At 63.8% G+C, this 22,474-nt stretch carries 21 protein-coding genes; 15 read left to right on the top strand and 6 right to left on the bottom strand.

Going from position 1 to position 22,474, the window contains the following annotated elements:
* The first annotated feature begins 82 nt into the window (after positions 1-82).
* The 3 genes from CSQ87_RS11315 (at position 83) to CSQ87_RS06855 (ending at position 1,165) form a co-directional block, all read left to right on the top strand.
* Entirely contained in the window at positions 83-205 is a 123-nt protein-coding gene (locus CSQ87_RS11315) for a CocE/NonD family hydrolase (protein ID WP_423734782.1), read from the top strand.
* Positions 206-283: 78 nt separating this feature from the next.
* Entirely contained in the window at positions 284-919 is a 636-nt protein-coding gene (locus CSQ87_RS06860; protein WP_100513142.1) for a CocE/NonD family hydrolase C-terminal non-catalytic domain-containing protein, read from the top strand.
* Positions 920-1,165, top strand: a complete 246-nt coding sequence (locus CSQ87_RS06855; RefSeq protein ID WP_100513141.1) for a hypothetical protein — start codon at positions 920-922, stop codon at positions 1,163-1,165. It abuts the gene before it with no gap.
* 13 nt (positions 1,166-1,178) lie between these two features.
* Here CSQ87_RS06855 and CSQ87_RS06850 read toward each other — a convergent pair whose 3' ends face one another.
* Complete coding sequence (locus CSQ87_RS06850) at positions 1,179-1,994, bottom strand: HAD family hydrolase (RefSeq protein WP_100513140.1); 816 nt, start codon at positions 1,992-1,994, stop codon at positions 1,179-1,181.
* A gap of 90 nt (positions 1,995-2,084) precedes the next feature.
* Here CSQ87_RS06850 and CSQ87_RS06845 point away from each other — a divergent pair, with 90 nt between their 5' ends.
* The 9 genes from CSQ87_RS06845 to CSQ87_RS10900 all read left to right on the top strand — a co-directional run bounded on the left by CSQ87_RS06845 (position 2,085) and on the right by CSQ87_RS10900 (position 10,514).
* Positions 2,085-3,299, top strand: a complete 1,215-nt coding sequence (locus CSQ87_RS06845; RefSeq protein ID WP_100513139.1) for an MFS transporter — start codon at positions 2,085-2,087, stop codon at positions 3,297-3,299.
* 236 nt (positions 3,300-3,535) lie between these two features.
* On the top strand, positions 3,536-4,234 hold the full coding sequence (locus CSQ87_RS06840; RefSeq protein ID WP_100513138.1) for a GntR family transcriptional regulator: 699 nt from the start codon (positions 3,536-3,538) through the stop codon (positions 4,232-4,234).
* 235 nt (positions 4,235-4,469) lie between these two features.
* The gene (locus CSQ87_RS06835) at positions 4,470-5,831 is read left to right on the top strand and encodes a PTS sugar transporter subunit IIC (RefSeq protein ID WP_100513137.1); all 1,362 of its coding nucleotides are present in this window, start codon (positions 4,470-4,472) and stop codon (positions 5,829-5,831) included.
* A 162-nt stretch (positions 5,832-5,993) separates the two neighbouring features.
* Entirely contained in the window at positions 5,994-6,293 is a 300-nt protein-coding gene (locus tag CSQ87_RS06830; protein ID WP_100496667.1) for a PTS sugar transporter subunit IIB, read from the top strand.
* 46 nt (positions 6,294-6,339) lie between these two features.
* Positions 6,340-6,666: a PTS sugar transporter subunit IIA gene (locus CSQ87_RS06825; protein ID WP_100513136.1), complete on the top strand. Its 327-nt coding sequence runs from the start codon at positions 6,340-6,342 to the stop codon at positions 6,664-6,666.
* Between the two features lie 32 nt (positions 6,667-6,698).
* Positions 6,699-8,135, top strand: a complete 1,437-nt coding sequence (locus CSQ87_RS06820; RefSeq protein WP_100513135.1) for a 6-phospho-beta-glucosidase — start codon at positions 6,699-6,701, stop codon at positions 8,133-8,135.
* 60 nt (positions 8,136-8,195) lie between these two features.
* A complete protein-coding gene (locus CSQ87_RS06815) occupies positions 8,196-8,456 on the top strand; it encodes an HPr family phosphocarrier protein (RefSeq protein WP_100513134.1) in 261 nt (86 codons plus the stop codon).
* Positions 8,456-10,081: a phosphoenolpyruvate--protein phosphotransferase gene (ptsP, locus tag CSQ87_RS06810; RefSeq protein ID WP_100513133.1), complete on the top strand. Its 1,626-nt coding sequence runs from the start codon at positions 8,456-8,458 to the stop codon at positions 10,079-10,081. Before CSQ87_RS06815 ends, ptsP begins: the two co-directional genes overlap by 1 nt.
* 271 nt (positions 10,082-10,352) lie before the next feature.
* Positions 10,353-10,514 carry a hypothetical protein gene (locus CSQ87_RS10900; protein WP_165776778.1) on the top strand — a complete coding sequence of 54 codons (162 nt, stop codon included), beginning with the start codon at positions 10,353-10,355 and terminating at the stop codon, positions 10,512-10,514.
* 91 nt (positions 10,515-10,605) lie between these two features.
* On the opposite strand, the gene ychF is transcribed toward CSQ87_RS10900, so the two are convergent.
* Together ychF and CSQ87_RS06800 are read right to left on the bottom strand one after the other, a co-directional pair.
* Positions 10,606-11,700, bottom strand: a complete 1,095-nt coding sequence (gene ychF / locus CSQ87_RS06805; RefSeq protein ID WP_100513132.1) for a redox-regulated ATPase YchF — start codon at positions 11,698-11,700, stop codon at positions 10,606-10,608.
* 97 nt (positions 11,701-11,797) lie between these two features.
* Positions 11,798-13,261, bottom strand: a complete 1,464-nt coding sequence (locus CSQ87_RS06800) for an alpha/beta fold hydrolase (protein ID WP_100513131.1) — start codon at positions 13,259-13,261, stop codon at positions 11,798-11,800.
* Positions 13,262-13,325: 64 nt separating this feature from the next.
* On the opposite strand from CSQ87_RS06800, the gene CSQ87_RS06795 reads away from it, so the two are divergent.
* Both CSQ87_RS06795 and CSQ87_RS06790 read left to right on the top strand, forming a co-directional pair.
* Positions 13,326-16,127 (top strand): sensor histidine kinase, encoded by a 2,802-nt coding sequence (locus CSQ87_RS06795; RefSeq protein ID WP_133122358.1) that lies wholly within the window; start codon positions 13,326-13,328, stop codon positions 16,125-16,127.
* Between the two features lie 86 nt (positions 16,128-16,213).
* Positions 16,214-16,930 carry a response regulator gene (locus tag CSQ87_RS06790; protein ID WP_100513129.1) on the top strand — a complete coding sequence of 239 codons (717 nt, stop codon included), beginning with the start codon at positions 16,214-16,216 and terminating at the stop codon, positions 16,928-16,930.
* A gap of 145 nt (positions 16,931-17,075) precedes the next feature.
* Here the strand turns inward: CSQ87_RS06790 and CSQ87_RS06785 are convergent, their stop codons facing one another.
* The 3 genes from CSQ87_RS06785 to CSQ87_RS06775 all read right to left on the bottom strand — a co-directional run bounded on the left by CSQ87_RS06785 (position 17,076) and on the right by CSQ87_RS06775 (position 21,892).
* The gene (locus CSQ87_RS06785; protein WP_100513128.1) at positions 17,076-19,742 is read right to left on the bottom strand and encodes an ABC transporter permease; all 2,667 of its coding nucleotides are present in this window, start codon (positions 19,740-19,742) and stop codon (positions 17,076-17,078) included.
* A gap of 69 nt (positions 19,743-19,811) precedes the next feature.
* Positions 19,812-20,765, bottom strand: a complete 954-nt coding sequence (locus tag CSQ87_RS06780) for an ABC transporter ATP-binding protein (protein ID WP_243388869.1) — start codon at positions 20,763-20,765, stop codon at positions 19,812-19,814.
* A gap of 230 nt (positions 20,766-20,995) precedes the next feature.
* Positions 20,996-21,892, bottom strand: coding sequence for an aldo/keto reductase (locus tag CSQ87_RS06775; RefSeq protein WP_100513127.1), 897 nt, complete (start codon positions 21,890-21,892; stop codon positions 20,996-20,998).
* Between the two features lie 151 nt (positions 21,893-22,043).
* Between CSQ87_RS06775 and CSQ87_RS06770 the strand changes: the two genes are divergently transcribed.
* The gene (locus CSQ87_RS06770) at positions 22,044-22,346 is read left to right on the top strand and encodes a YhbY family RNA-binding protein (protein WP_100513126.1); all 303 of its coding nucleotides are present in this window, start codon (positions 22,044-22,046) and stop codon (positions 22,344-22,346) included.
* Positions 22,347-22,474 lie beyond the last annotated feature (128 nt).

The raw sequence follows: 22,474 nt of genomic DNA, 5'->3' as shown, positions 1-22,474 counted from the left end.
CGGCCTATTGGTGCAGGTATGGATATATGGATATGCGATTTGTGTGGTGGACGAGCGGGGCATCGGCCACTCCGGCGGCGACATGTACTTCATGGGCACCCAGGCCGGACGGGACGTGCATGACACCATCGAATACATCGCGCGCCAGGACTGGTGCACCGGAAAGGTATGTATGATGGGCAATTCGCAGCTCGCCATGATCTAATGGGCCGCCGCAGCCGCCAAACCGGCTCATCTGGCCGCGATCGCCCCGTGGGAGGGTCTCACCGACGAGTACCGCGAAGTGGTGTGCCGCGGCGACATCCCCAACGGCACGTTCCATGACATCGATATCGTCGGCTTCCTGTACGGGCAGAGCCGATTCGAGGATGTGACCGGTATGCTCGAACAGCACCCGCTCGTGGACGACTACTGGACCGACAAGATCCCCGATCTCGAACACGTCACCGTCCCCGCCTATGTGGTGGCCAGTTGGACGCATCCGATCCATACCCGCAGCACGCTCTCCGGATTCAAACGACTCGGTTCGAAGGACAAATGGCTGCGCATCCACGACACCCACGAATGGGGAGATCTCGACACCCGGGAGAACTGCGACGACCTGCGTCGCTTCTTCGATCACTATCTCAAGGGCATCGACAACGGTTGGGAGCAGACTCCGCGCGTACGTTATTCACGGCTTGACGTGAGAGCCAAACACAACCTGTTCTCCACGTCCGACGACTACCCCTGTGTACGGACCGAAACGATGGAACTGCACCTGAACGCCTCGGACGGCACCATGAACGAGCAACAGGCCGCACTGGAATCCAGCGCCGAATACGATGCCGTCAGTCGTGACATGAGCGCCGTCGCGCGTTTCGAATACCGGATTCCCCGGGACATGGAAATCCATGGGCCGCTCAACGCCCGCCTATGAATGAGCACCGACACCGGCGACGACATGGATCTGTTCGCTCAGCTGTACAAGAAGGACGCGAAGGGCAAGGTGCTGTACCACGTGGTCTTCCCCGGCTTGGAGAAGAAACTGCGCATGATGATAGCCCTCACGCCGAAGGGCAAGCAGCTGCCCGGCGGACCGATCTACGTTGGCCCCAACGGCCGCGTTCCCACGCCGATGAAGGAGAGTATGTCGAACAGCCCCGCCTGGAGCATTCTCTCCTGAGGAGGGTGGCATGTTAGTGGAGTAGCCGGTGCAGTACCGCCGCGAGGCCGTTGTTGTCGACGTTTGGCGCGATCATGTCGGCGACTGATTTGACGGCCGCAGTGCCGTTGCCCATCGCCACGCCGATGCCGGCGGTCTGGATCATCTCAAGGTCATTGTCACTGTCGCCGATGGCGATCGTGTCGGACAGTGGAACTCCAAGCCGTTGAGAGACTTTCATGAGTGCCGTGCCCTTGTCCACTCCGGGGATGAGGATCTCGCCGTTGTCATCGCTGGAGGAGTTGATGGATCCGTGGATGATGGTCGCGTAGCCGGAGAGTTCTCGTCGTACGTCCTCCACGGTGAGGCTTCCGTCCTCGGGAATGTAGAACGTGCCTTTGCGAACTAATGGCAGAGGGGCGGAATGGTCAGTGATGGTGTGCCAGGAACCGCGCATCTGCGGATGCCGCAGCAGTTTGCGCCAGATGCCAAGCCTGTACAGGTAGCGTTCGGTGGCGTGCATGCCGTCGGGGCAGTGCCAAGCATACGGCATGGAGCGTGTGGCAAAGAACGAGGTTGCCATGCGGACGGATTCGGCGGGCATGCGCTCGTCGATGATGGTTTCGCCATCGAGTTCGGCGCATGCGCCACCGTCGGATACGATGCCGTCGAACCCAAGTTCGAGCACCGGCGGATCGATGTCCAGCGCCGCACGGCCCGAACAGATGAACAGTCGGTGACCGGCCTGTTGTGCTCGGTGGCACTCCTCTCGCGCGGATTCGGGAATGCGGTGGCTGCTGTCCAGCAGCGTGCCGTCGATATCAATAAATACTAGTTTGGATATGCTCATGCGCGTGTTCTCCTGTGGGATGCCGACTGCGATGTCCTGACTATGTCCAGTCCCCACTCGAAGTATAATTCATTCGAATGAATTTGCACAATGGGTGTTGTGTCCGTGTCCTTGTGTCGGGGAGTGATCGTCGTGAAGCGTAGAGGGCATGGGGAATCGGTGTTTGGCCGCGATGTGCTGCTTATCATGCTGGCCGGGTTTTTCTATATGGGAGGCTCGATGCTGTCGACGCCTCTTGCCGTCGGCTATGCGAGGTCGATTGGCGCGAGTGCCGCGATGGCCGGACTCATCGTCGGGGCGATGAACATCGTGTCCCTGGTCCTTCGCCCCCTGACGGGTATGGTGGCTGATCGCGTGCCGTATCGCGGACTCGCAATCGCTGGCGCGGCGCTTTTGCTCGTCGCCAACCTCGGATACACGTTCTGTCCGATTCCGGCGTTCCTGCTTGCGTCGAGGATAATCAACGGGATTGGCTTTTCCCTCGTGTCCGTGTGCCTGTCCGCGTGGTTGTCCTCGTTGGTCCCGCTGGGGCATATCGGCAAGGTGATGGGATTGTACGGAGCCGTCAACGCACTGGCCATGGCGTTCGGACCCGCGGTGGGTATCCGGGTCCAGCGAAAGGCCGGATATGGGGCATCGTTCCTAGTCTCGACCGCGATGGTGGTGCTCATGGGAATCGCGGTGCTGATGACGCGCGGCGGAAAGGGGGCGCGGGCGCGCTCCGGTCGCCACACCTCGCCTGGCGACGACCGTGGCTCGTGCGCCAGGGTGATTCCCGTTGCCCTCGTGTTCATGCTGTTTGCCATCCCCTATTGCGCCACGCAGTCCTACATCGTCGTCTATGCCGACTCGTTACGGCTTCCGGTCGACGTGGGCCTGTTCTTCCCGGCGTATGCCGTGGCGTTGTTGTCAATGCGCGTACTGATGCGCGATCTGTTCGATCGTCTTCCCTTCATCTGGTTCCTTATTCTGTGTTCGGGCTGCATGCTCGGATCGCTCGCGGCGCTGACGTTGATGCATGGCATGCCGTCCATGTTGCTCGCCGCCGTGCTGATGGCCGGGGCGTATGGCCTGATGAGCTCGGCGTCCCAGATGTCCGCTGTGAAGATCGGTGGCCACGGTCATGAAGGGCGGTCCAATGCCCTGTACTATATGGGTCTTGATCTGGGGATGTCTCTCGGCCCGATGCTCGGCGGGGCATTGTGCGCGTATGTCGGCATCCGGTGGCTCTTCCTCGCGATGATGGTCTCCGTGCCGGCTGCCATCGTCGTGTATCTACTCGGGCGACGTGTGGGGCAATCGTGACTTCAGTGTCGGGTGGAGATGTGTCGTGGCGAATTCATTTCTCGCTACTGTTCGTCGTAGGGAATGACTATTTTTCGTCGTTTAAAATTCATGCGAATGAATTAAAGGGATATGGATTGAAGGGATATGGATTGAAGGAAAACGTTATATTCGAATGAATGCGAATCATGCGATAAAATGGCCATCATGTGTCGCGGCGATGTGGCGCGGCTGGATGATGTGATTTTGGAGGGTGCATGAAATACCGTGAACTGGCGAAGATTCTCAAGGTGGAGATCGACAAGGGCAAATATCGTGACACGGGAAAGCTGCCCACCGAGCCCGAGCTCATGGAGCAGTTCGGCGCGACCCGGTACTGCGTGCGTAACGCCATCTCTCTGCTGGCCGAGCTTGGCGATGTGTATCCGGTGCAGGGCAGCGGCATGTTCGTCCGGGAGAACAGGCGTGAGGGCTGCCTCAACATCAACGGCACGAGAGGCATGACCTCGGAGTTCCCCGGCCATTCCGTGTCCTCCAAGCTGATCAAGCTGGAGCAGCGCGAGGCGGGCGCGGATTCCGCGCGCCTCAAGTGCGCCGCCGACGCCAAGGTCTACAGCGTCTCGCGCCTGCGTCTGCTGGATGACGAGCCTTTCGCCATCGAGTACGCCCTGTATCTCAAGGAGTTCGTGCCGTACCTCAGCGAGGAGATCGCCAGCGGCTCCATCTATGCGTATATTCGCGAGGATCTGGGGCTGAGTACGGGCTTTGCGGACAAGCTGATATACGCGCGAGAGCTGGATCATGGCCGGGCCGACCTCCTTGGCCTGTCGACTGGGGATCCCGCCCTGGTGGTCGAGGACGACGCCTATCTGGCCAGCGGCCGCATGTTCAACGCCGGCACGGTCTATTACCACTATAAGAAGGCCACGTTTTTTAATTTCGCCGACCTGAAGTAAGGCCCTCGTGCGCGCGGGGCCGCGCAGTGCCCCGCGACGCCCTTTAGGAAGGCGACGCGCCGTATCTAAAAATCATTCGAATGAATTTGACGCAGCCGAATGAAACTCGTATATTGTAGTCAAGTCATTCGGATTATGCCTATTCATTCGAATGACTTGATACTGAACAAGAGGAATCGGGCCGACAACAGGGACGCCGGCCCGGGGACATCAACCAGCCCAAAGGAGGACGAGAATGAAGGAGTTCGGCAACAAACTGCTCAACGGCTTCATGAAATTCGCGACGACCAAGGCGGTCACCGCTCTGAAGGACGGCTTCGTGCTCACGATGCCGGCCACCCTGGTGGGATCGCTGTTCCTGCTGCTCGCGAACCTGCCGTTCGAGGGCTACACGGACTTCATGAACAACCTGCTCACCGATAAATGGAACATCGGCCTGAACCAGGTGTCCGCCGGCACGTTCAACATCCTGGCCATCATCATCGCGGTCGGCATCGGCTACGCCTACGCGCGCAACGAGAAGGAAGATGGCATCTCCTCCGGCCTGCTGGCCCTGGTCGCCTTCTTCATCCTCTCGCCGTCCTCGGTGAGCATCGACCACAGCACCGTCGACGCGATCAAGGAAGGCACTACCGCCTCCGTGTCCGGCGCGATCTCCACCTCGTGGACCGGCGGCAACGGCGTGATCACCGCCATCATCGTCGGCCTGCTGTCCGGCCTGGTGTTCGTCAAGTGCATGAAGCACAACCTCAAGATCAAGCTGCCCGACTCCGTGCCCGAAGGCGTGTCCAACGCGTTCTCCGCCATGATCCCCGGCTTCTTCGTGGTGCTCGGCTCCGCCGTCATCTACCACCTGTGCCAGCTGTTCGGCGGCGTGAGCTTCACCGAACTCATCTTCAAGATCCTGCAGACCCCGATGCAGAACCTCACCGACAACTGGGCCGGCGCGATCATCATCACCCTGCTCATCTCCATCCTCTTCTGGTGCGGCATCCACGGCCCGAACGTCGTCATGGGCATCATGGCCCCGCTGCTGACCGCCAACTCCGTGGCCAACCAGGCCCTCATGGATGCCGGCAAGGCCGTGACCACTGCCGACGGCGGCCATATCCTCACCCCGCAGATCGTCGACTGCTTCGTCAAGTTCGGCGGCACCGGCATCACCCTCGGCCTGCTCATCGCCGGCCTGATCGTGGCCAAGTCGAGCCAGATGAAGGAAATGTCGAAGCTGTCCATCGTGCCCGGCCTGTTCAACATCAACGAGCCGGTCATCTTCGGTCTTCCGATCGTATTCAACCCGTTCTTCCTGATCCCGTTCATCGTCGTCCCGCTGATCGCCATGATCATCACCTACGGCGCGATGTACATCGGTTTCATGCCTCCATTCGGTGCCGTCCAGGTGCCGTGGACCACCCCGGTGATCATCTCCGGCTTCCTGCTGGGCGGTTGGAAGGGTGCGCTCATCCAGCTCATCATCCTCGTGATCTCCGTGGTCGTCTACCTGCCGTTCGTCAAGAAGCAGGACCAGGCGTGGGTCGCCGAGCAGGCCGCCAACGACGCCGATCTCCAGACCGCCGCCGAGGCCGCTAAGGCCTGAGCTGCGGGCGGAACGGCTCCACTCTTCCGATTGACGACAATCGGATCATGGGAGCCCGGTATGAGCGACCACCCTTACCGGGCTCCCGCCTTATCAAAACTCAACGCATATAGAGAACCAATCGTCCCACAATCGATGTGGCCCATTGAAAGGAATAACACCATGAAGATCGTACTGTGCTGCAACGCCGGAATGTCCACCAGCATGCTGGTCAAGAAGATGCGTACCGCCGCCGAGACCAAGGGTATCGAGGCCGAAATCGACGCCTACCCGATCTCCGAGGTCGAGGAGAAGGCCGCGAACGCCGACGCCGTGCTGCTCGGCCCACAGGTGCGCTACGAGCTCGACCATGTCAAGAAGCTGCTGCCCGGCAAGCCAGTCGAGGCCATCAACCCGCAGGACTACGGCATGGTGCGCGGCGACAAGGTGCTCGAACACGCCATCGCCATCGCCTCCAAGTAACCCGACACCAACAGACAACCAAACGAACGAACCAAGGGTGGTAACAATGGCAGAAGACAACAAGGACTTCGACTGGGAGACCCTCTGCTTCCAGATGATCACGGCCGCGGGAAGCGCCAAATCCGACTACATCGAGGCATTGCAGGCGGCCAAGGCCGGCAAGTACGACAAGGCCGACGAGCTCATCAAGAGCGGCGACCAGAGCTTCGCGACAGGCCACGACCTGCACACCACCCTCGTGCAGCGCGAGGCGTCCGGCGAGAAGATCGAGGTCAGCCTGCTCATGACACACGTCGAGGACCAGATGATGGCCGCGGAGACCGTCAAACTGCTGGTCAACGAGCTCATCGCGCTGTACAAGAAGATCAACTGACCCACAGGGCTTATCAGGAAAAGGAACACAACATGGGTTTCCCAAGCAACTTTCTGTGGGGCGGCGCAGTGGCCGCCCACCAGCTCGAAGGTGCGTGGAACGAAGACGGCAAGGGCGTATCCATCGCCGACGTGATGACCGCGGGCGCGCACGGCGTGCCCCGGCAGATCACCAGCAGTGTCGAGACCGGCAAGATCTACCCGAACCACTGGGGCAACGACTACTACCACCGCTTCCGCGACGACGATTCGTTGTTCCAGGAGATGGGCTTCAAATGCTTCCGCACCTCCATCGCCTGGTCGCGCATCTTCCCTAACGGCGAGGAGGACGAGCCCAACGAGGCCGGACTGAAGTTCTACGACGACCTGTTCGACGACCTCAAGGCCAAGGGCATGGAACCGGTCGTGACGCTCTCGCACTTCGAGATGCCGCTCAACCTGAGCCTCAAATACGGAGGGTTCACCGACCGAAGGCTCATCGACCTGTTCGTCAAGTTCGCGCTCACCGTCATGGAACGCTACAAGACCAAGGTGAAGTACTGGCTGACCTTCAACGAGGTCAACAACCAGATGAACCTCGACAACCCGATCTTCGCCTACACCGACTCCGGTATCCGGTTCTCCGAGACGGACACGATCCACGAGCGCAAGCGCAAGGTCTGGCAGGCCGTGCACAACGAGTTCGTCGCCAGCGCCCTGGTCGTCAAGCGCGGCCACGAGATCAACCCCGACTTCCAGATCGGCTGCATGCTGGCCATCGTGCCGATCTACCCGGCCACCTGCAACCCCGACGACGTGATGCGCGCCGAAGTCGCCATGCGCGACCGGCTCGTATTCGGCGACGTGTACGTCAACGGCGAATACCCGAACTACGCGAGGAACATGTGGGCCCGCGAGGATGTCACCCCGCACATGGAGCCGGGAGACGAGACGGCCATCGCCGAAGGCACTGTCGACTTCATCTCCATCAGCTACTACATGTCGATGGCCCTGTCCGCCGACGACTCCACCCCCGGCGACTTCGACTCCGGCATCGCCGGCGTGGTGCGCAACACGTACATCCCCGCCACCAAGTGGGGCTGGCAGATCGACCCCGTCGGCCTGCGCTACGCGCTGAGCGTCCTGTACGAACGCTACCGCAAGCCGATCTTCATCGTGGAGAACGGCTACGGCGCATACGACACCATCAACCCGGACGGCACCATCGACGACGACGACCGCATCGACTACCTGCGCGCCCACATCGAACAGGTCGGCAAGGCCATCGACCTCGACGGCGTGGAGGTCATGGGCTACACCGTGTGGGGCTGCATCGACGTGGTCAGCTTCGGCACCGGCGAATTCAAGAAACGCTACGGCCTGATCTACGTCGACGCCGACGACGAAGGCCACGGCACCTTCGAACGCCGCCGCAAGAAATCCTTCGGCTGGTACCAGAAGGTCATCGCCACCAACGGCGAACAGCTGTAAACCACAGCACGTATACAAGGCGCTTCAAGCGCAACACATCAAACGCATAAAGGAATCATCATGTCTCAGGAATTCACGTTCACCGTATCCGACCCCGAGGGCATGCACGCCCGCCCCGCAGGCCTGCTGGTCGCCAAGGCCCAGGAATACCAGTCGAGCATCATCGTCACCCGCGACGGCAAATCCGTGGATGCCAAGCGCATCTTCGGAGTCATGGGACTCGGCGTCAAGCAGGGCGACGAGGTCACCGTCAAGGTGCAGGGCAACGACGAGGTCAAGGCCGCAGCCGAATTCGAGCAGTTCCTCAAGGAGAACCTGTGATGAGAACGATACAAGGCGTTGGAGTCTCCGCCGGCATCGCCATCGGCGCGATCCGCGTGCTCGACACCGTCGACCACGCCGTTGAACGCCGCGTGGTCGACGACCCGAAGGCCGAGGTGGAACGCTTCCGCGCGGCCCGTGATACGGCCGTCAACCAGCTCAAGCAGTTGCGCGACAGGACCGCCGCCGAATTCGGCGAAGGCAAGGCCGAACTGTTCGACACCCACCAGCTCATGCTCCAGGATCCGGACTACGTGGAAAGCATCGAGGACCTGATCGCATCGAGCAGGGTGAACGCCGAGTTCGCGGTCAACAGCACCGCCGAACAGTTCGCCGCCATGTTCGCAGCAATGGACAACTCCTACATGCAGGCGCGCGCCGCCGACGTCAAGGACGTCTCCCGCCGCGTGATCAACGTACTCGAAGGCAGGCGTGGCAGCGGGGCGCAGGACGGCGACGGCGACAGCCACATCATCCTCGCCGAGGACTTGGCCCCCAGCGAGACCGTGCAGCTCGACCGCGCCAAGGTGCTGGGATTCGTGACCGCCAAGGGCTCCGCGAACTCGCACACCGCGATCCTGGCCCGCACGATGGGCCTGCCCGCCATCATCGGCATCGGCGACGGCTTTGACCCAGCCGACGACGGCCACACCGCCGTGATCGACGGCACCAGCGGCATGGTGTTCGTCGACCCGGACGAGGCCACGCTGACCGAATACCAAGGCAAGAAGGCCCAGTACGAGGAACACCTGCGCCTGCTGCAGGAGCTCAAGGGCAAGCCCACCGAAACCAAGTCCGGCCAGCAGGTGCGCCTGTACGCCAACATCGGCCGCCCCTCCGACGTGACCGCCGTACTGGCCAACGACGCCGAAGGCATCGGCCTGTTCCGCAGCGAGTTCCTGTACCTGGAGAGCGAGGACTACCCGACCGAGGAATTCCAGTTCGAAGCCTACAAGGAAGTCGCGCAAAAGATGGGCGACCGCCTGGTCGTCATCCGCACGCTCGACATCGGCGCGGACAAGCAGGTCGGCTACTTCAACCTCGAACACGAGGACAACCCCGCGCTCGGCTACCGCGCCATCCGCATCTGCCTGACCCGGCCGGAGATCTTCAAGGTCCAATTGCGCGCCCTGCTGCGCGCCTCCGTGTACGGCAACATCGCCATCATGCTGCCCATGATCACCTCGGTCCAGGAGGTGCGCGACGCCAAGCAGATCCTCGATGAGGTCAAGACAGAGCTGCGCGGCGGGCACATCGACTTCAACGAACACATCCAGGTCGGCATCATGATCGAGACGCCCGCCTCGGTCATCATGGCCGACGAACTGGCCGCCGAGGTCGACTTCTTCTCCATCGGCACCAACGACCTGACCCAGTACACGCTGGCCTGCGACCGGCAGAACCCGAACCTCGGACGCTTCGCCGACCCGCACTCGCCCGCCGTGCTGCGCATGATCCGCATGGCCGTCGAGGCCGCGCATCGCCACGGCATCTGGTGCGGCATCTGCGGCGAACTCGGCGCGGACCTGGAACTGACCGACACGTTCCTCGAAATCGGACTCGACGAACTGTCCGTCTCGCCCACCAGCGTCCTACCCCTGCGCAACGCCATCCGCAACCACTGAGCATCAATACTGGTCAGCATACTAGGGCCGCCAAAGGAACGCGGGACGAGCGGACTATGTGCCGCCGCCCCGCGTTTTGCATATTAAGGAAATTCTGACAATGCGAACAACGACTGCGCGCATCGCACCGCGAACTCGATACGAAACGATCGACGCCGACCGAGCCGTACATGACCTACACGAACCCGCAGCCGGTTACCCCGTTCGTACCGGTGCAGGTCGATCTGGGATTGTGGCCGACCGATATGCTCCTGCATGAAGGAGAGCCCTGGTGCTGGAAATCGGCGGACACGCTTGCGGTCCGGTGGCCGAGGCCCGCGCCAGCGACGAGGCGCCGGACGCACAGCTGCCCACCGTCAATCAGGGCAGGCACACCGTGCATACGGGCGGCGTCTACGACAGCGTCCTGTTCATGCCGATTGTGAAACCGTGATATCGGACAACCTCTGAAAAGCTCCGCATGACGAAATAACCGAGGGTCTTGGAATCGCTTGGATTCCAAGACCCTCGACGCTACCCAGCAATCACTTCGACACGTTGAACTTGAACTCGACGATGTCGCCGTCCTGCATGACGTAGTCGCGGCCCTCCTGGCGGAGCTTGCCTTCCTCCTTGATCTTCGTCATGGAGCCTTCGGCGGCCACGAAGTCGTCGTAGGAGACGATGTCGGCCTTGATGAATCCCTTCTCGAAGTCGGTGTGGATGACGCCGGCGGCCTGCGGGGCGGTGTAGCCCTTGTGGATCTGCCAGGCGCGCACCTCCTTCTCGCCGGCGGTGAGGAAGGTGGACAGGCCGAGGATGTCGAAGCCGACGCGAGCCAGCTGGTCGAGGCCGGATTCGGTCAGTCCCGCATCCTCGAGCATCTCGCGGGCGTCCGCCTCGTCGAGTTCGGTGAGGTCGGCCTCGAACTGGGCGTTGAGGAACACGGCCGGGGCGGGGGCCACGGAATCGGTGAGCTTCTTCTTCAGGTCGTCGTTCTGCAGCTCGTCGTCGTCCACGTTGAACACGTAGATGAACGGCTTGGCGGTGAGCAGGTGCAGGTCGTAGACGTCGGCCTTGTCGATCTTGCCGGCCGCGGCCGCATGGTCGATGGTCTCTCCGGCCTCGAGGATCTCCTTGGCCTTCTTCACGGCCTCGAAGTATGACGGCTCGATCTTCTTGCCGCGCAGATCCTTCTCGAGCTTCGGCAGCGCGTTGTCGATGGTCTGCAGGTCGGCGAGGATCAGCTCGGTGTTGATGGTGTCGATGTCGTCGGCCGGATCGACCTTGCCGTTGACGTGCACGATGTCGTCGTCCTCGAAGGCGCGCACGACCTCGCAGATCGCGTCGGCCTCGCGGATGTTGGCGAGGAACTTGTTGCCCAGGCCCTCACCCTCCGAAGCACCCTTGACGATGCCGGCGATGTCGACGAACGTGACGGTGGCGGGCACGATCTTCTCGGTGTGCACCAGCTTGGCGAGCACGGGAAGACGCTTGTCCGGCAGCGGCACGATGCCGGTGTTCGGCTCGATGGTGGCGAACGGGTAGTTTTCGGCCAGCACGTTGTTGCGGGTCAGGGCATTGAACATGGTGGACTTGCCGACGTTCGGCAGTCCGACGATTCCGATAGTTAGAGACATGCCTTACAGCCTACAATCCCGGCACGTCATTCAACCACGTCATGCATCCGCACCGCCACCATATGCCACCCAGCACAGTCACCGTATCATCTCACCGTCACCGTCCGGCGAGCACATCCTCGAGGTCACCCCGCTCCAGCGCCTCGCGGTACAGCCGGCCGAACACCGTCGAACCGTGCACGCCGTCATGTTCGAACTCGTTGGTCACCCACGCGTGTGAGCGCCCGATGCGCGAGAGGGTGTCCAGCTGCATGCCGGAGTCCACGTACATGTCGTCGTAGTACACGGCGGCCTGCAGCGGCACTTCGTTGCGCGCCAGCTGCGCCTCGTCGTAGATCCTGCCGAAGCGGGTGTCCTGCATCATGAGCTCCACGGCCGGGCGGAACGGGCGCAGCGACGAATCCTCCTCGAACATCCAGGGGAACGCCGCCTCGCCGGTGAACATCAGGGGCCGGGCGTCGGTCGAGAATTCGGGGTGCCGTTCCAGTTCGTGCTGGGCGGACCAGTCGATCGGCCGGTCCATCTCGCCGTCCGCGTAGATGAACTCCTGCAGCGGCCAGTAGAGCGGACGCTCGTAGGAGGCGGTGCGTGCCAGCACGTTCATGGCGAATCCGGTGGACAGCGTCACCGGCGACGCGGCACCGTCTCCCGTATGTACGGCACCACCGGCGACGCCCGCAACGTCCGCGGTCTCCGAGCCGTCCCCCGCACACTCCGCGGCAACCGTGCCGTCGCCGCCGGTGAACGCCTGATCCACCAGCCAGTGCAGCCGTTCGAAACTGGGTTTCATGCCGAAGTCGCTGCCGAGCATCTGCAGGCGGCGCACGGAGAACGGATCCCCGTTGGGCAGCCTCACGTCGCCGGCGGCCAATCGGTCGGCGATCGCGGCCACGCGCGCCACGTCCTGCGGATAGCGTTCGTAGTAGCGCTTCGTCTTGGCGGCCATGCGCGGGAAGGTGTGCGCGTAGACTTCGGCCGCGTCGGCCGGCACATGCGGAATGCCGCCGGTGGTGAAGCTGGCGGCGAGGCCGCGCGGGAACAGCGACAGGTAGGTCAGGGTGAGGAATCCGCCGTAGCTCTGGCCGAGCGACACCCATCGGCGACCGCCGAACTCCTTGAGCCGCAGGTATTCGAAGTCCCTGACGATGGAGTCGGCCAGGAACCGTTTGAGGTAATCGGCGGCGGCGCGCGCGTCGGAGCCGAACCGGGCGATCGTCTGCGCGTCGATGCGCGAGGACCGGCCGGTGCCGCGCTGATCGGGCAGGATCACGCGGAAGTGACTGATCGCCTCGGCGATCCACCCGTCGTCGGTCGGGCTGACGGGGCGCGGGCACTGTCCGCCGGGTCCGCCCTGCAGGAAGACCAGCAGCGGCAGATCGTCGTGGGCGTGCTCCGGCGCGGTGACCACGCGGTAGAACACGCTGATCGTCTCGTCTTCCCCGCCGGGCAGTCCCCGTTCCAGCACGTCGGCGGGGTCGGCTCCCCGCCAGTCCAACGGCACACGGATCGCGTGATCCTCCACATACAGTCCCGGTACGTAGTTGCTGGCCAGCACGCTCATCGGCGTCTCCTTCCGATCGTCGTCATATTCCTTGTCGTATGCTGGCCGTCACTCTACCGCCCGCATGTGTCGCCGCGGTGACCGGCCGGCGGATCAGACCGTCCCCGCCCACCCCGACCAGGTCATTGCCCACCCCGGTCGGACCGCCGTTGCCGTCGAATCATCCCCGCGACGGAATGCGTCTCTCGCCGGTTTCCATTACGCTGTGCGTGTGCGAACAATAGGCGGCAATGCAATCGGATCCCTTGCGGCGTGGACGAAACGCCATGTGATGGTCGGCGACACCCTGCTGGCGCTGTTCCTCACCCTGCTGTGCTCCATGATGGCGGGCGGCACGATCCTCGACGACGGTCTGATCATCCCCTCGGGCAATCCGACGCCGATGATCATGACCGATGCGCAGTACGCGTGGTTCTCCGGCTTCTGGACGTGGAGCTTCGCCGTGCCGATGATGTTCCGCCGTCGGTTCCCGCGCGCCTCGGCCATGGCGTTCGTGGCCCTGTGCCTGCTGCAGATGCTGGCTGGCCCGTCGATCGTCTACGGGGACGTGTTCGCCCTGTTCCATCTGTATACGGTCATCGTCGTCTGCGAACGCCGGCAGGCCCGCGGGTTCATCGCCGTGGCGGCCGGCATGGACATGATCGCCAGCGCGGTCAACGCCATCGCCGCGGGGTTCGGCTCCCTTGCCGTCGACCCCGCCACCCGCATCGCGACGGGCAGCGCCCCCTGTCTGGCCTACGACGGCGGCATCGACTGGTCGCCGTGCGGCGACGTGCTGACCGGTCAGCTTGCCGCCTTCTGTCCGATGGTGTTCGCGCCGACGCTGGCCACCATCGTCATGGCCTACTGGCAGAAGGCGCGGCTGCGTACCGTGCGGCTCATGCGGGAGCGCAACGCCGCGCTGGCCGCGCGCCGGGAGGAGGAGTCCCGCATCGCCGCGCTGGCCGAACGCGCCCGGATCGCACGCGACATGCACGACGTGGTGGCGCATACCCTCTCCACGATCATCGTGCAGGCGGACGGGGGCCGGTTCGCCGGCGCGCACGACATCGATCTCGCCCGCAGCACCATGACGACCATCGGCCGGGAAAGCAACCGCGCACTGCATGACATGCGGCGTCTGCTGGGCAGTCTGGAGGATCCCGACGCCCCGACGTACGAGAACATCGACGCGCTGGTCCGTCAGGCGCAGGGCGCCTCCCCCACATGGCGTCTGACCCGCACGGTCTCGGGGGTTCCCCGCCCGGACGATCTGGGCGTCAACGGGTCCGCGACCGTATACCACATGGTGCAGGAGGCGCTGACGAACATCCGCAAATACGCGGGCCCCGACGTCACCGTCCGCATCGACGAGACATGGGACGATGCCGGCGTACGGATCGGCGTGACGGATGACGGCCGCGGCGCCTCGGCGGCGTCGGACGGTCACAAGCCCGGCTATGGGCTGATCGGCATGCGCGAACGACTGGACGCGCTGGGAGGCACCCTGCACGCCGGGCCGCGCCTCGGCGGAGGATTCGAGGTGACCGGTCGGGTGCCGTTCGTTTCGACTCGTGCCGACCGGCGGGAGTCCCCGTCCCCGATCGCGGCCGACACCCACCGCGAACGGACCGCATACGCTACGGGATCGGACGACACGGCGGCCGCACAGACGCAATCCAGACAGACACAATCCCCACAGGCCACACAGTCCCCACAGACGGCACAGTCCCCACGCACCGCCGAATCCGCATCCGCCGCAGGCTCCGTCACCGCCAGAGGATTCCGGCAGCTGGTGATCGAAACACTGGGCAGGATCCGGTCCTCGTTCCGCAGCCAGCGGCGGGATGGGGACCGTCCGGCGGATGACGGGTCCAACCCCGTGGAACGTCTGTCACGGTGGACGGAACGCCACTACACGGTGGTGGACGCCGTCTATGCGCTACTGTTGCTGCTGCTGGCCAATTCCGGCGCGGTATCGACCGTCTCCGAATATTCCGCCTTCCAGCAGACGCTGCTGATGCTGGCCGATGTCGCCGCCACGGCGCCGCTGATCTGGCGACGCCGGTTCCCCCAGGCCAGCGCCTTCACCTTCGGTCTGGTCATGATCATGGAATCATGGCTGCTGCCGTGGCTGTCCCCGCTCGCCATGGTCACCGTGTTCTCGCTGTACTCCGTATCGCTCTATGCCAGCCGGAGGGCCATCGTCTGGGTGGCGCCGATGGTGCTGTTCGGCACGCTCACGGTGGCGTTCAAGATGACGCTGATGACCGACGGCATCAACTATCCGCTGCAGGGGCTGGCGATGCTGGCCGGCCACTCCCCCGATCCCGCGACGTCCCTGTCCATGTCCCGCAACGCGTTCCTGATGGAGTTCTGCGTCTACGTCGCATTGATCGTGCTCATCTGTCTCGGCGCGCTGGCCGCCGGACGATGGTCGCGGTCGCGCGAATCGAATCTGCTGGTACTGCAGGCGAGGCAGGATGCGCTGCGTGAGGAGGAGGCCAAGCAGAAGATCCTGGCCGCGAACATGGAACGCAATCGCATCAGCGCGAACATCCAGAGCGAGGTGACCGACACGCTGCGCGCGGTGAGCGGCAAGACGGAATCCGGTTTGCGCATGCTGGACGAGGATCCATCCCCGGAACGCATCGCCAAGGCCTTCGAGGACATCGCCGCCGAGGGACGGGCCGCGCTCAAACATATGCGACAGCTGCTGGGCGTGCTGCGCGAGACCGGGTTCAGCGACGATCGTGCGAACGTCGCGGCCATGACGATGCCGCTCTCCCCCGCGGCGCCGATGGACCGTCAGCGGCTCGGATCGAAGAGCCCGCACGGTACGCGGGAAACGCCGACCGGGGAATCCACGGACCGGGACGCGGACTAATGCAGAGCGAACGGCGGACTGAGAATCAGGGAACAATCAGGGTGTTCCCCCATCGTCGCCCACGGGGAAATCGCTAAGGTGGATGTGTGAGCGAAAACAGGAAGAGCATTCGCGTCGGCATCGCCGACGATCAGGAATTGGTACGCGCCGGATTCGTCATGGTGATCGGATCCCAATCCGACCTGGAGGTCGTCGGTCAGGCCGCGGACGGCAATCAGGCCGTGGAGCTGGCCGAACGACTGCATCCGGACGTGATGCTGATGGACGTGCGCATGCCCGGCATGGACGGCATCGAGGCGACGAAGCGCATCACGGCGTCGAAGGAGAACCCGACCCGCGTCATCATCCTCACCACGTTCGATCTGGACGAATACGTGATGGCGGCGATCAACGCGGGAGCCTCCGGGTTCCTGCTCAAGGACACGGAGCCCGAAACCCTGCTCGGTTCGATCCGCACGGTGTATCAGGGCAATGCGATCATCGCACCCTCGGCCACGAAGCGGCTGATCGAGAAGATGAGCGGAGCCGCCGGCAACGGTGCCGTCGGCGTCGCATCCCCGTCCGCGGCGGGCGGAGACGGCGGTCAGCCGGCGTACACCGATCCCGAACTGGAGCTGCTCACCGAACGCGAGCGCGAGGTGCTGGTGGAGATCGCACACGGACTGTCCAATCAGGAGATCGCCGACCGCCTGTTCATCAGCCTGCCGACGGTGAAGACCCATGTGGCGCATATTCTGGCGAAGATCAACGCCCGCGACCGTGTGCAGGCCGTGGTGTTCGCCTACGAGAACCATCTGGTGTGACGGATGTCCGATCGGCGGCCGACGGGTGACTGACCGACGACCGCCGTACCGAGATGACATGAGATGACATGAATGGCGCCGGCCCGTGATCGACTGATCAACGGACCGGCGCCATTCGCATGCGTAGACTTCGGCGTTCGGCGCCCTACGCTTCGGCGAGCGCCTCGACCGGCGGCGTAGACACCGCTCGTCTGGCGGGCAGGACGCTGGCGGCCAGCGCGGCAAGCACTCCCGCGAGGAGGATCATCGCGTACATGCCCCAGTTGATCGGATACTGCACGGCGCCGAAACCGGAGAAGACGATGGCGGAGCCGATCCATCCGAACAGCGTGCCGACGATCAGACCGGCCACGCCGCTGCCCAGCGAGATCAGCAGGGCCTCCACGGCAAGCGAGCCGCGGAGCTGGCCGCGGGTCATGCCGATGGCGCGCAGGGTCGCCGATTCGCGGGTGCGTTCGATCACCGACAGCGACAGGGTGTTGGCCACGCCGATCAGCGCGATGACCACGGCCACGGCGAGCAGGGCGACGAGGATCATCATCGCCATGTCGATCATCCGCTCCCATTGCACGCGCTCGGCGACGGACCCGGTGACCTGGACGCCGGTCTTGTCGCTGACGGCGTCCTGCACGGCGGAGAACAGGTCGGCCGGGGTGACGCTGCCGTCGGCTTTCACCCAGATCTGGTTGGTGACGGCCACGCCGGATCGGTCGAGCACGGCGGGATCCACCAGTGCGGTGCCGGCGTAGTTCGAATCGAAGTGGAAGTCGGCGAGGTGGGCGGTGAGCGGCATCGTCGCTGTCGTCCTCATGGCGCCGTCACCGTTCGTGGTGCCGAAGGCGACGTTCACGGTACTGCCGTCGACGACCGGATTGGTCTGGCCGGCCATGGTGCGCATCATGACGATGCCGTTCGCGTCGAGGTCGAAGCCGCTGCCGGAAGCGTTGAGAACCTGGTTCTTCTGGTCCCGGGTGATGCCGACCACTTCCACGATCACCTTGTCGGAGCCCTTGGACGCGGAAGCATTGCCCGCGGAGACATTGCCCGCGGATTTCGGACGGTCCCACTGCGCCAACGCCGTGCCGACGAGCTGCGCGGATCGTACGCCCTTCACCTTGGCGACGCGGTCGACGACGGTCCGGTCGAGTCCGGGGCCGGTGACCTGCAGATCGACGCTGTACCGGGAGTCGAGGGCGGTGGCGGCGGTGGCCTTGGCGCTGGCGGCGCCGGTGCCGATGCAGGCCACGAGGGTGACGCCGATCAGCAGCGCGGTGCCGGTGGCGGCCACTCTGCGCGGGTTCTTGCCGATGTTGGCGGCGGCGATGGTCGATGCGGGACCGCAACGGCCGATGAGCCGGCCGAACAGGTTGAGCACGGCGGGCAGCCATCGGATCGCGGACAGCAGCAGACCCAAGAAGGTCAATGCCCCGCCCGCCATGGCGATGGTCAGGATCGTGGCGCCGGTGTCGATCATCGCATCGGCGTCATGGTCCAGCTGCCAGTTCTGCCAGACGGCGAACGCCGACAAGGCGATACCGACGAGGATCATGATCAGGCTGATCGCCAGACGCAGACGTCCGGCCCGTTTCGTGTCATTCGCCTCGATGGGCCGAAGCGCCTCGAGCGGCGAGACCCTGGTGGTCAGGCGGGCCGATCCGAGGGAGGCGAGCATGGTGACGGCCACGCCGAACAGGATCGGCACCCAGAACACCTCGGGCGTGGGGACCACGGCGAATCGGATGCCCTGCATGGTCACGCCGAAGGCCTGCAGGGCGCCCATCACGGCGAATGCGAGCCCCACGCCGAGCAGCGAGGCGATCAGTCCCAGCAGGGCGGCCTCGGTGAGCACCGACCGGTACAGCTGGCCCTTCTGGGCGCCGATGGTGCGCAGCAGGGCGAGGGTACGGCGACGCTGCGCCACCAGTACCTGGAAGGTGTTGCCGATCACCAGCGCGGCCACGAACATGGACAGTGCGCCGAAGGCGAGCATGAACGAGGTGATGATGCTGGTGTCGTTGCTGTTGAGCTGCTTCATCTGCTGGTCGGCGAACTCGTTAACGCTCATCGTCTTCATTCTGGCGGGCAGCGCCCGGTCGATGGCGTCGATCACCTGCTGGTCGGTGGTGCCGGCAGATGGCTCGACCAGCAGATACAGGACGTTCGCCGGCACCCGGTCGTATCCGTCGGCTCCCGTGCCGTACAGCACGGAGAAGTCCCGCTCGCTCAGCGTGCCCGCTCCCCCGTAGGCGGAGAACGCGCCGTTGGGGTCGTCGGACAGTCCGACCACCTTCTCCTTCACCGTGCCGACCGACGACGATCCGGCGTAGACGGGGGAATTGTCGACGGTGACGGAGTCGCCCACCTTCACGGCGAGACGCTTCGCCATATCCGCGGGGATGACGATCTCCCCGTCGTGCCGCGGCCAGGAGCCCTCGGTGAGCGAGACCGGCATCACGACCGCATTGTCGGCGGCAGGGAAGGCGAACGTGGTGGAATGGCTGCCGCCGTGACTGACCTGCACCGGCAGTCCGGTGTCCACGCGCAGACCCTTGACGCCGTCGATGCGGGAAAGCGCGTCGGCCCGGTAGTCGCCGACGGTGTGCATCGACGTGTAGTCCGCGCCATCGTCGGGGCTGACGGCGTAGTTCGCACCGCCGAAGCTCGCCGTGAGCATGTGCCGCATCGAATAGTTGAGGGTATTGCCGAACAGGAACGTGCAGGAGATGAACAGCGTGCCGATCAGCACGGCGATGCCAGCCGGAATCAGCATCTTCGCGCTGCGTTTCATGAGTTGGATGGTGACTGAAAGCATGATGGTCCTTATGCAGGGTGAATGGACCCGCAACTGATGCGGGGGGGGGCTGGTGTGAAACGGTCGTGCTCAGCGCACGGGGTACGGCGACTCGGCCGTCATGTCGACGAGGGACGTGGCCCGCTGGCGTTCCCGCATCAGCAGGTCGTTCATGCGTTCGGGATCGGGATTCGGCTCGTCGGCCACGATCCTGCCGTCGGCGAAGACGATGGCACGGTCGGCGTACGAGGCCGCCACGGCGTCATGCGTAACCATGATGATGGTCTGGCCCAGCTCCCGCACCGACCGTTTGAGAAAATCCAGGACCTCGGCGCTGGAGACGGAATCGAGGTTGCCGGTGGGTTCGTCGGCGAACACCAGATTCGGCCGGGTGATCAGCGCGCGGGCGATCGCCACGCGCTGCTGCTGGCCGCCGGACAGCTCGTTGGGCCGATGGTTCATACGCTCCTCAAGGCCCAGCGTGCGCACCAGCGTGCGCAGCCATGCGCGGTCCGGCTTGGCCCCGGCCAACGTCAGGGGCATGAGGATGTTCTGCTCGGCGGTGAACATGGGCAGCAGATTGAAGCTCTGGAAGATGAATCCGATCTTCCGACGGCGCAGCAGGGTGAGCTGCCGGTCGTTCATCTCGGTCAGATCGGTGCCGTCGAGCAGGATATGGCCGCTCGTGGCGGTATCCAGCCCGGCCATCGTATGCATAAGAGTGGATTTGCCCGAACCGGACGGACCCATGATGGCGGTGAACCGCCCCCTTTCGAAACTCACGTCCACCCCGCGCAGCGCGTGGACCACGTTCTCCCCCTCGCCGTAGTCCTTCACCAGATCGATGGCTTCGATGGCCACGGATCTGCCCGGCGCGTATCGCGAAGTCGGCGGGGCCGGTACGGAATCCGGGGTCGGTACCGAATTCGATGCGGGATCGTGACCGGCACCGCGGGTATGCCGTCCCCGCTCCGTCTCCCCGAGCTCCCCTCGGCCCGCTCCCCCGTGGTTCATACCTGCCGCGACCGCCATGTGCCTGCCCATGCGTTTCCTCTCCTTGGTCTCGTTTCCCCGGTCCTTCACCGGGCGATGTTGACACCAACGATACGGAAATCCGGATCGGCTCCCCATCGTGCGCAGGGGTGAAACGACAAGGCGGACGCGAGGGGAGATCATCCCTCGGGATGACCCTTGGTCCCACCGCATCCGCCTTCCGGATGGTGACTCCGCTCACATATGATCGGTCACACGGTCACATGCTGCCGATCGTATGGTCACACGTTGCCGCGGGCCTTCTGATCGGCCCACGACTGCGACTGCACGTAGGTGACCGGATCGGCGCTGATGCGACCCTCGTCACTGTGCAGCGCATCGATGGCGGTCAGCTCGGCCTCGGTCAGATCGAATCCAGCGCTGGCGAGATTCTGCCGCATACGCTCCACATGCTTAGACTTCGGGATCACGATCCTTCCCTCCTGCGTATGCCACCGCAGCACCACCTGGGCGGGGGTCACCCCGTGTGCCTCGGCCGCGTCCAGCACGGGCTGCGCGTTCATGTCGGAACCATGGCCGAGCGGACTATACGCCTCCACGGCGATGCCGTGCTCGGCGCAGTAGCGCAGGGTGTCGGGACGGGAGAACCGGGGATGGACCTCGATCTGGTTCACCGCCGGGGTCTCCCCCGAATCCTCGATCAGCGCCTCGATGTGTTCGGGAAGGAAGTTGCTGACCGCGGGAACGCGGACCAGTCCCTCGTCACGCAGACGGAGCAGCGAACGCCAGGTCTCCCGATACTTGTCGATGCGGGGCATCGGCCAGTGGATCAGATACATGTCGATCGCGTCCACGCCCAGCTTGCGCAACGACTCCTCGAACGCGAACCGGGAGGCGTCATACCCCTGATCGCAGTTGCGCAGCTTGGTGGTGACGAACATCTTCCCCGCCATGCCCGTGGCCTTGAGCGCCGCGCCGACGCCTTCCTCGTTGTAGTAGGCCGCCGCGGTGTCGATGTGCCGGTAGCCGATCTCCAAGGCCTCCTCCACGGCCCTCTGGGTGTCCTGGGCGGGAATCTGGAACGTTCCGAATCCGATCTGGGGTATCACCGTATGCGCGGCGTCGTGCAGGGTCAGTTCGGGAGAACGAATCCCGTCCCGTTCGATGTCATCGACCATGTCAGCATCCTTTCGCTTGACGATGTTGAATGTCGGTTCCAAGGGTAGTTCGGACGCATGATTTCCCCGGCATTCCAACGGATACGGTAAGCTGTTCAGCGTATTGAACGCGGGTATTCCCCGAAATCAAGGAAAACGAGGTTGTCACCGGATGGCATTGAACAAGGCCCAGATCAAGCAGTTGCGTACCTTGGGCATGCAGCTCAACCCCCTGATCATGATCGGCAAGAACGATATCACCGACACGTTGGTCAAGCAGGCCGACGAGACCATCGAAAAGCGTGAGATCATCAAATGCGCCGTGCAGGACGGTTCCGGACTCACCGCCAAGGAAGCCGGAGCACAGCTTGCCGAGCAACTGCACGCCGAACTGGTGCAGGTGATCGGTAACCGATTCGTCCTCTACCGTGAGACCAGCCGCGACGACGTGAAGAAGATCCGTCTGGTCCGATAATCAACGGACAGCGGACGGTGGTTTATCTGGGGCATGCGTTCCTGTTGGGGGTCGGGGCGGCATGCGGCTCCCGACACACTCATGGCCGTTCGGCCCCGCTCCGGCGTGTGATGGCGGAGCCTATCACA

The sequence above is a fragment of the Bifidobacterium simiarum genome (genome assembly GCF_002802905.1).
GTDB lineage: Bacteria > Actinomycetota > Actinomycetes > Actinomycetales > Bifidobacteriaceae > Galliscardovia > Galliscardovia simiarum.
This window is presented reverse-complemented; position numbering and strand designations above follow the sequence as displayed.

Excerpts from the sequence above, each read along its gene's own strand:
- CSQ87_RS11315 (WP_423734782.1), top strand. The coding sequence starts at position 83 with ATGTACTTCATGGGCACCCAGGCCGGACGGGACGTGCATGACACCATC.
- CSQ87_RS06855 (WP_100513141.1), top strand. The coding sequence starts at position 920 with ATGAGCACCGACACCGGCGACGACATGGATCTGTTCGCTCAGCTGTAC.
- CSQ87_RS06850 (WP_100513140.1), bottom strand. The coding sequence starts at position 1,994 with ATGAGCATATCCAAACTAGTATTTATTGATATCGACGGCACGCTGCTG.
- CSQ87_RS06845 (WP_100513139.1), top strand. The coding sequence starts at position 2,085 with ATGGGTGTTGTGTCCGTGTCCTTGTGTCGGGGAGTGATCGTCGTGAAG.
- CSQ87_RS06840 (WP_100513138.1), top strand. The coding sequence starts at position 3,536 with ATGAAATACCGTGAACTGGCGAAGATTCTCAAGGTGGAGATCGACAAG.
- CSQ87_RS06835 (WP_100513137.1), top strand. The coding sequence starts at position 4,470 with ATGAAGGAGTTCGGCAACAAACTGCTCAACGGCTTCATGAAATTCGCG.
- CSQ87_RS06830 (WP_100496667.1), top strand. The coding sequence starts at position 5,994 with ATGAAGATCGTACTGTGCTGCAACGCCGGAATGTCCACCAGCATGCTG.
- CSQ87_RS06825 (WP_100513136.1), top strand. The coding sequence starts at position 6,340 with ATGGCAGAAGACAACAAGGACTTCGACTGGGAGACCCTCTGCTTCCAG.
- CSQ87_RS06820 (WP_100513135.1), top strand. The coding sequence starts at position 6,699 with ATGGGTTTCCCAAGCAACTTTCTGTGGGGCGGCGCAGTGGCCGCCCAC.
- CSQ87_RS06815 (WP_100513134.1), top strand. The coding sequence starts at position 8,196 with ATGTCTCAGGAATTCACGTTCACCGTATCCGACCCCGAGGGCATGCAC.
- ptsP (WP_100513133.1), top strand. The coding sequence starts at position 8,456 with ATGAGAACGATACAAGGCGTTGGAGTCTCCGCCGGCATCGCCATCGGC.
- ychF (WP_100513132.1), bottom strand. The coding sequence starts at position 11,700 with ATGTCTCTAACTATCGGAATCGTCGGACTGCCGAACGTCGGCAAGTCC.
- CSQ87_RS06800 (WP_100513131.1), bottom strand. The coding sequence starts at position 13,261 with ATGAGCGTGCTGGCCAGCAACTACGTACCGGGACTGTATGTGGAGGAT.
- CSQ87_RS06795 (WP_133122358.1), top strand. The coding sequence starts at position 13,326 with ATGTGTCGCCGCGGTGACCGGCCGGCGGATCAGACCGTCCCCGCCCAC.
- CSQ87_RS06785 (WP_100513128.1), bottom strand. The coding sequence starts at position 19,742 with ATGCTTTCAGTCACCATCCAACTCATGAAACGCAGCGCGAAGATGCTG.
- CSQ87_RS06780 (WP_243388869.1), bottom strand. The coding sequence starts at position 20,765 with ATGGGCAGGCACATGGCGGTCGCGGCAGGTATGAACCACGGGGGAGCG.
- CSQ87_RS06775 (WP_100513127.1), bottom strand. The coding sequence starts at position 21,892 with ATGGTCGATGACATCGAACGGGACGGGATTCGTTCTCCCGAACTGACC.
- CSQ87_RS06770 (WP_100513126.1), top strand. The coding sequence starts at position 22,044 with ATGGCATTGAACAAGGCCCAGATCAAGCAGTTGCGTACCTTGGGCATG.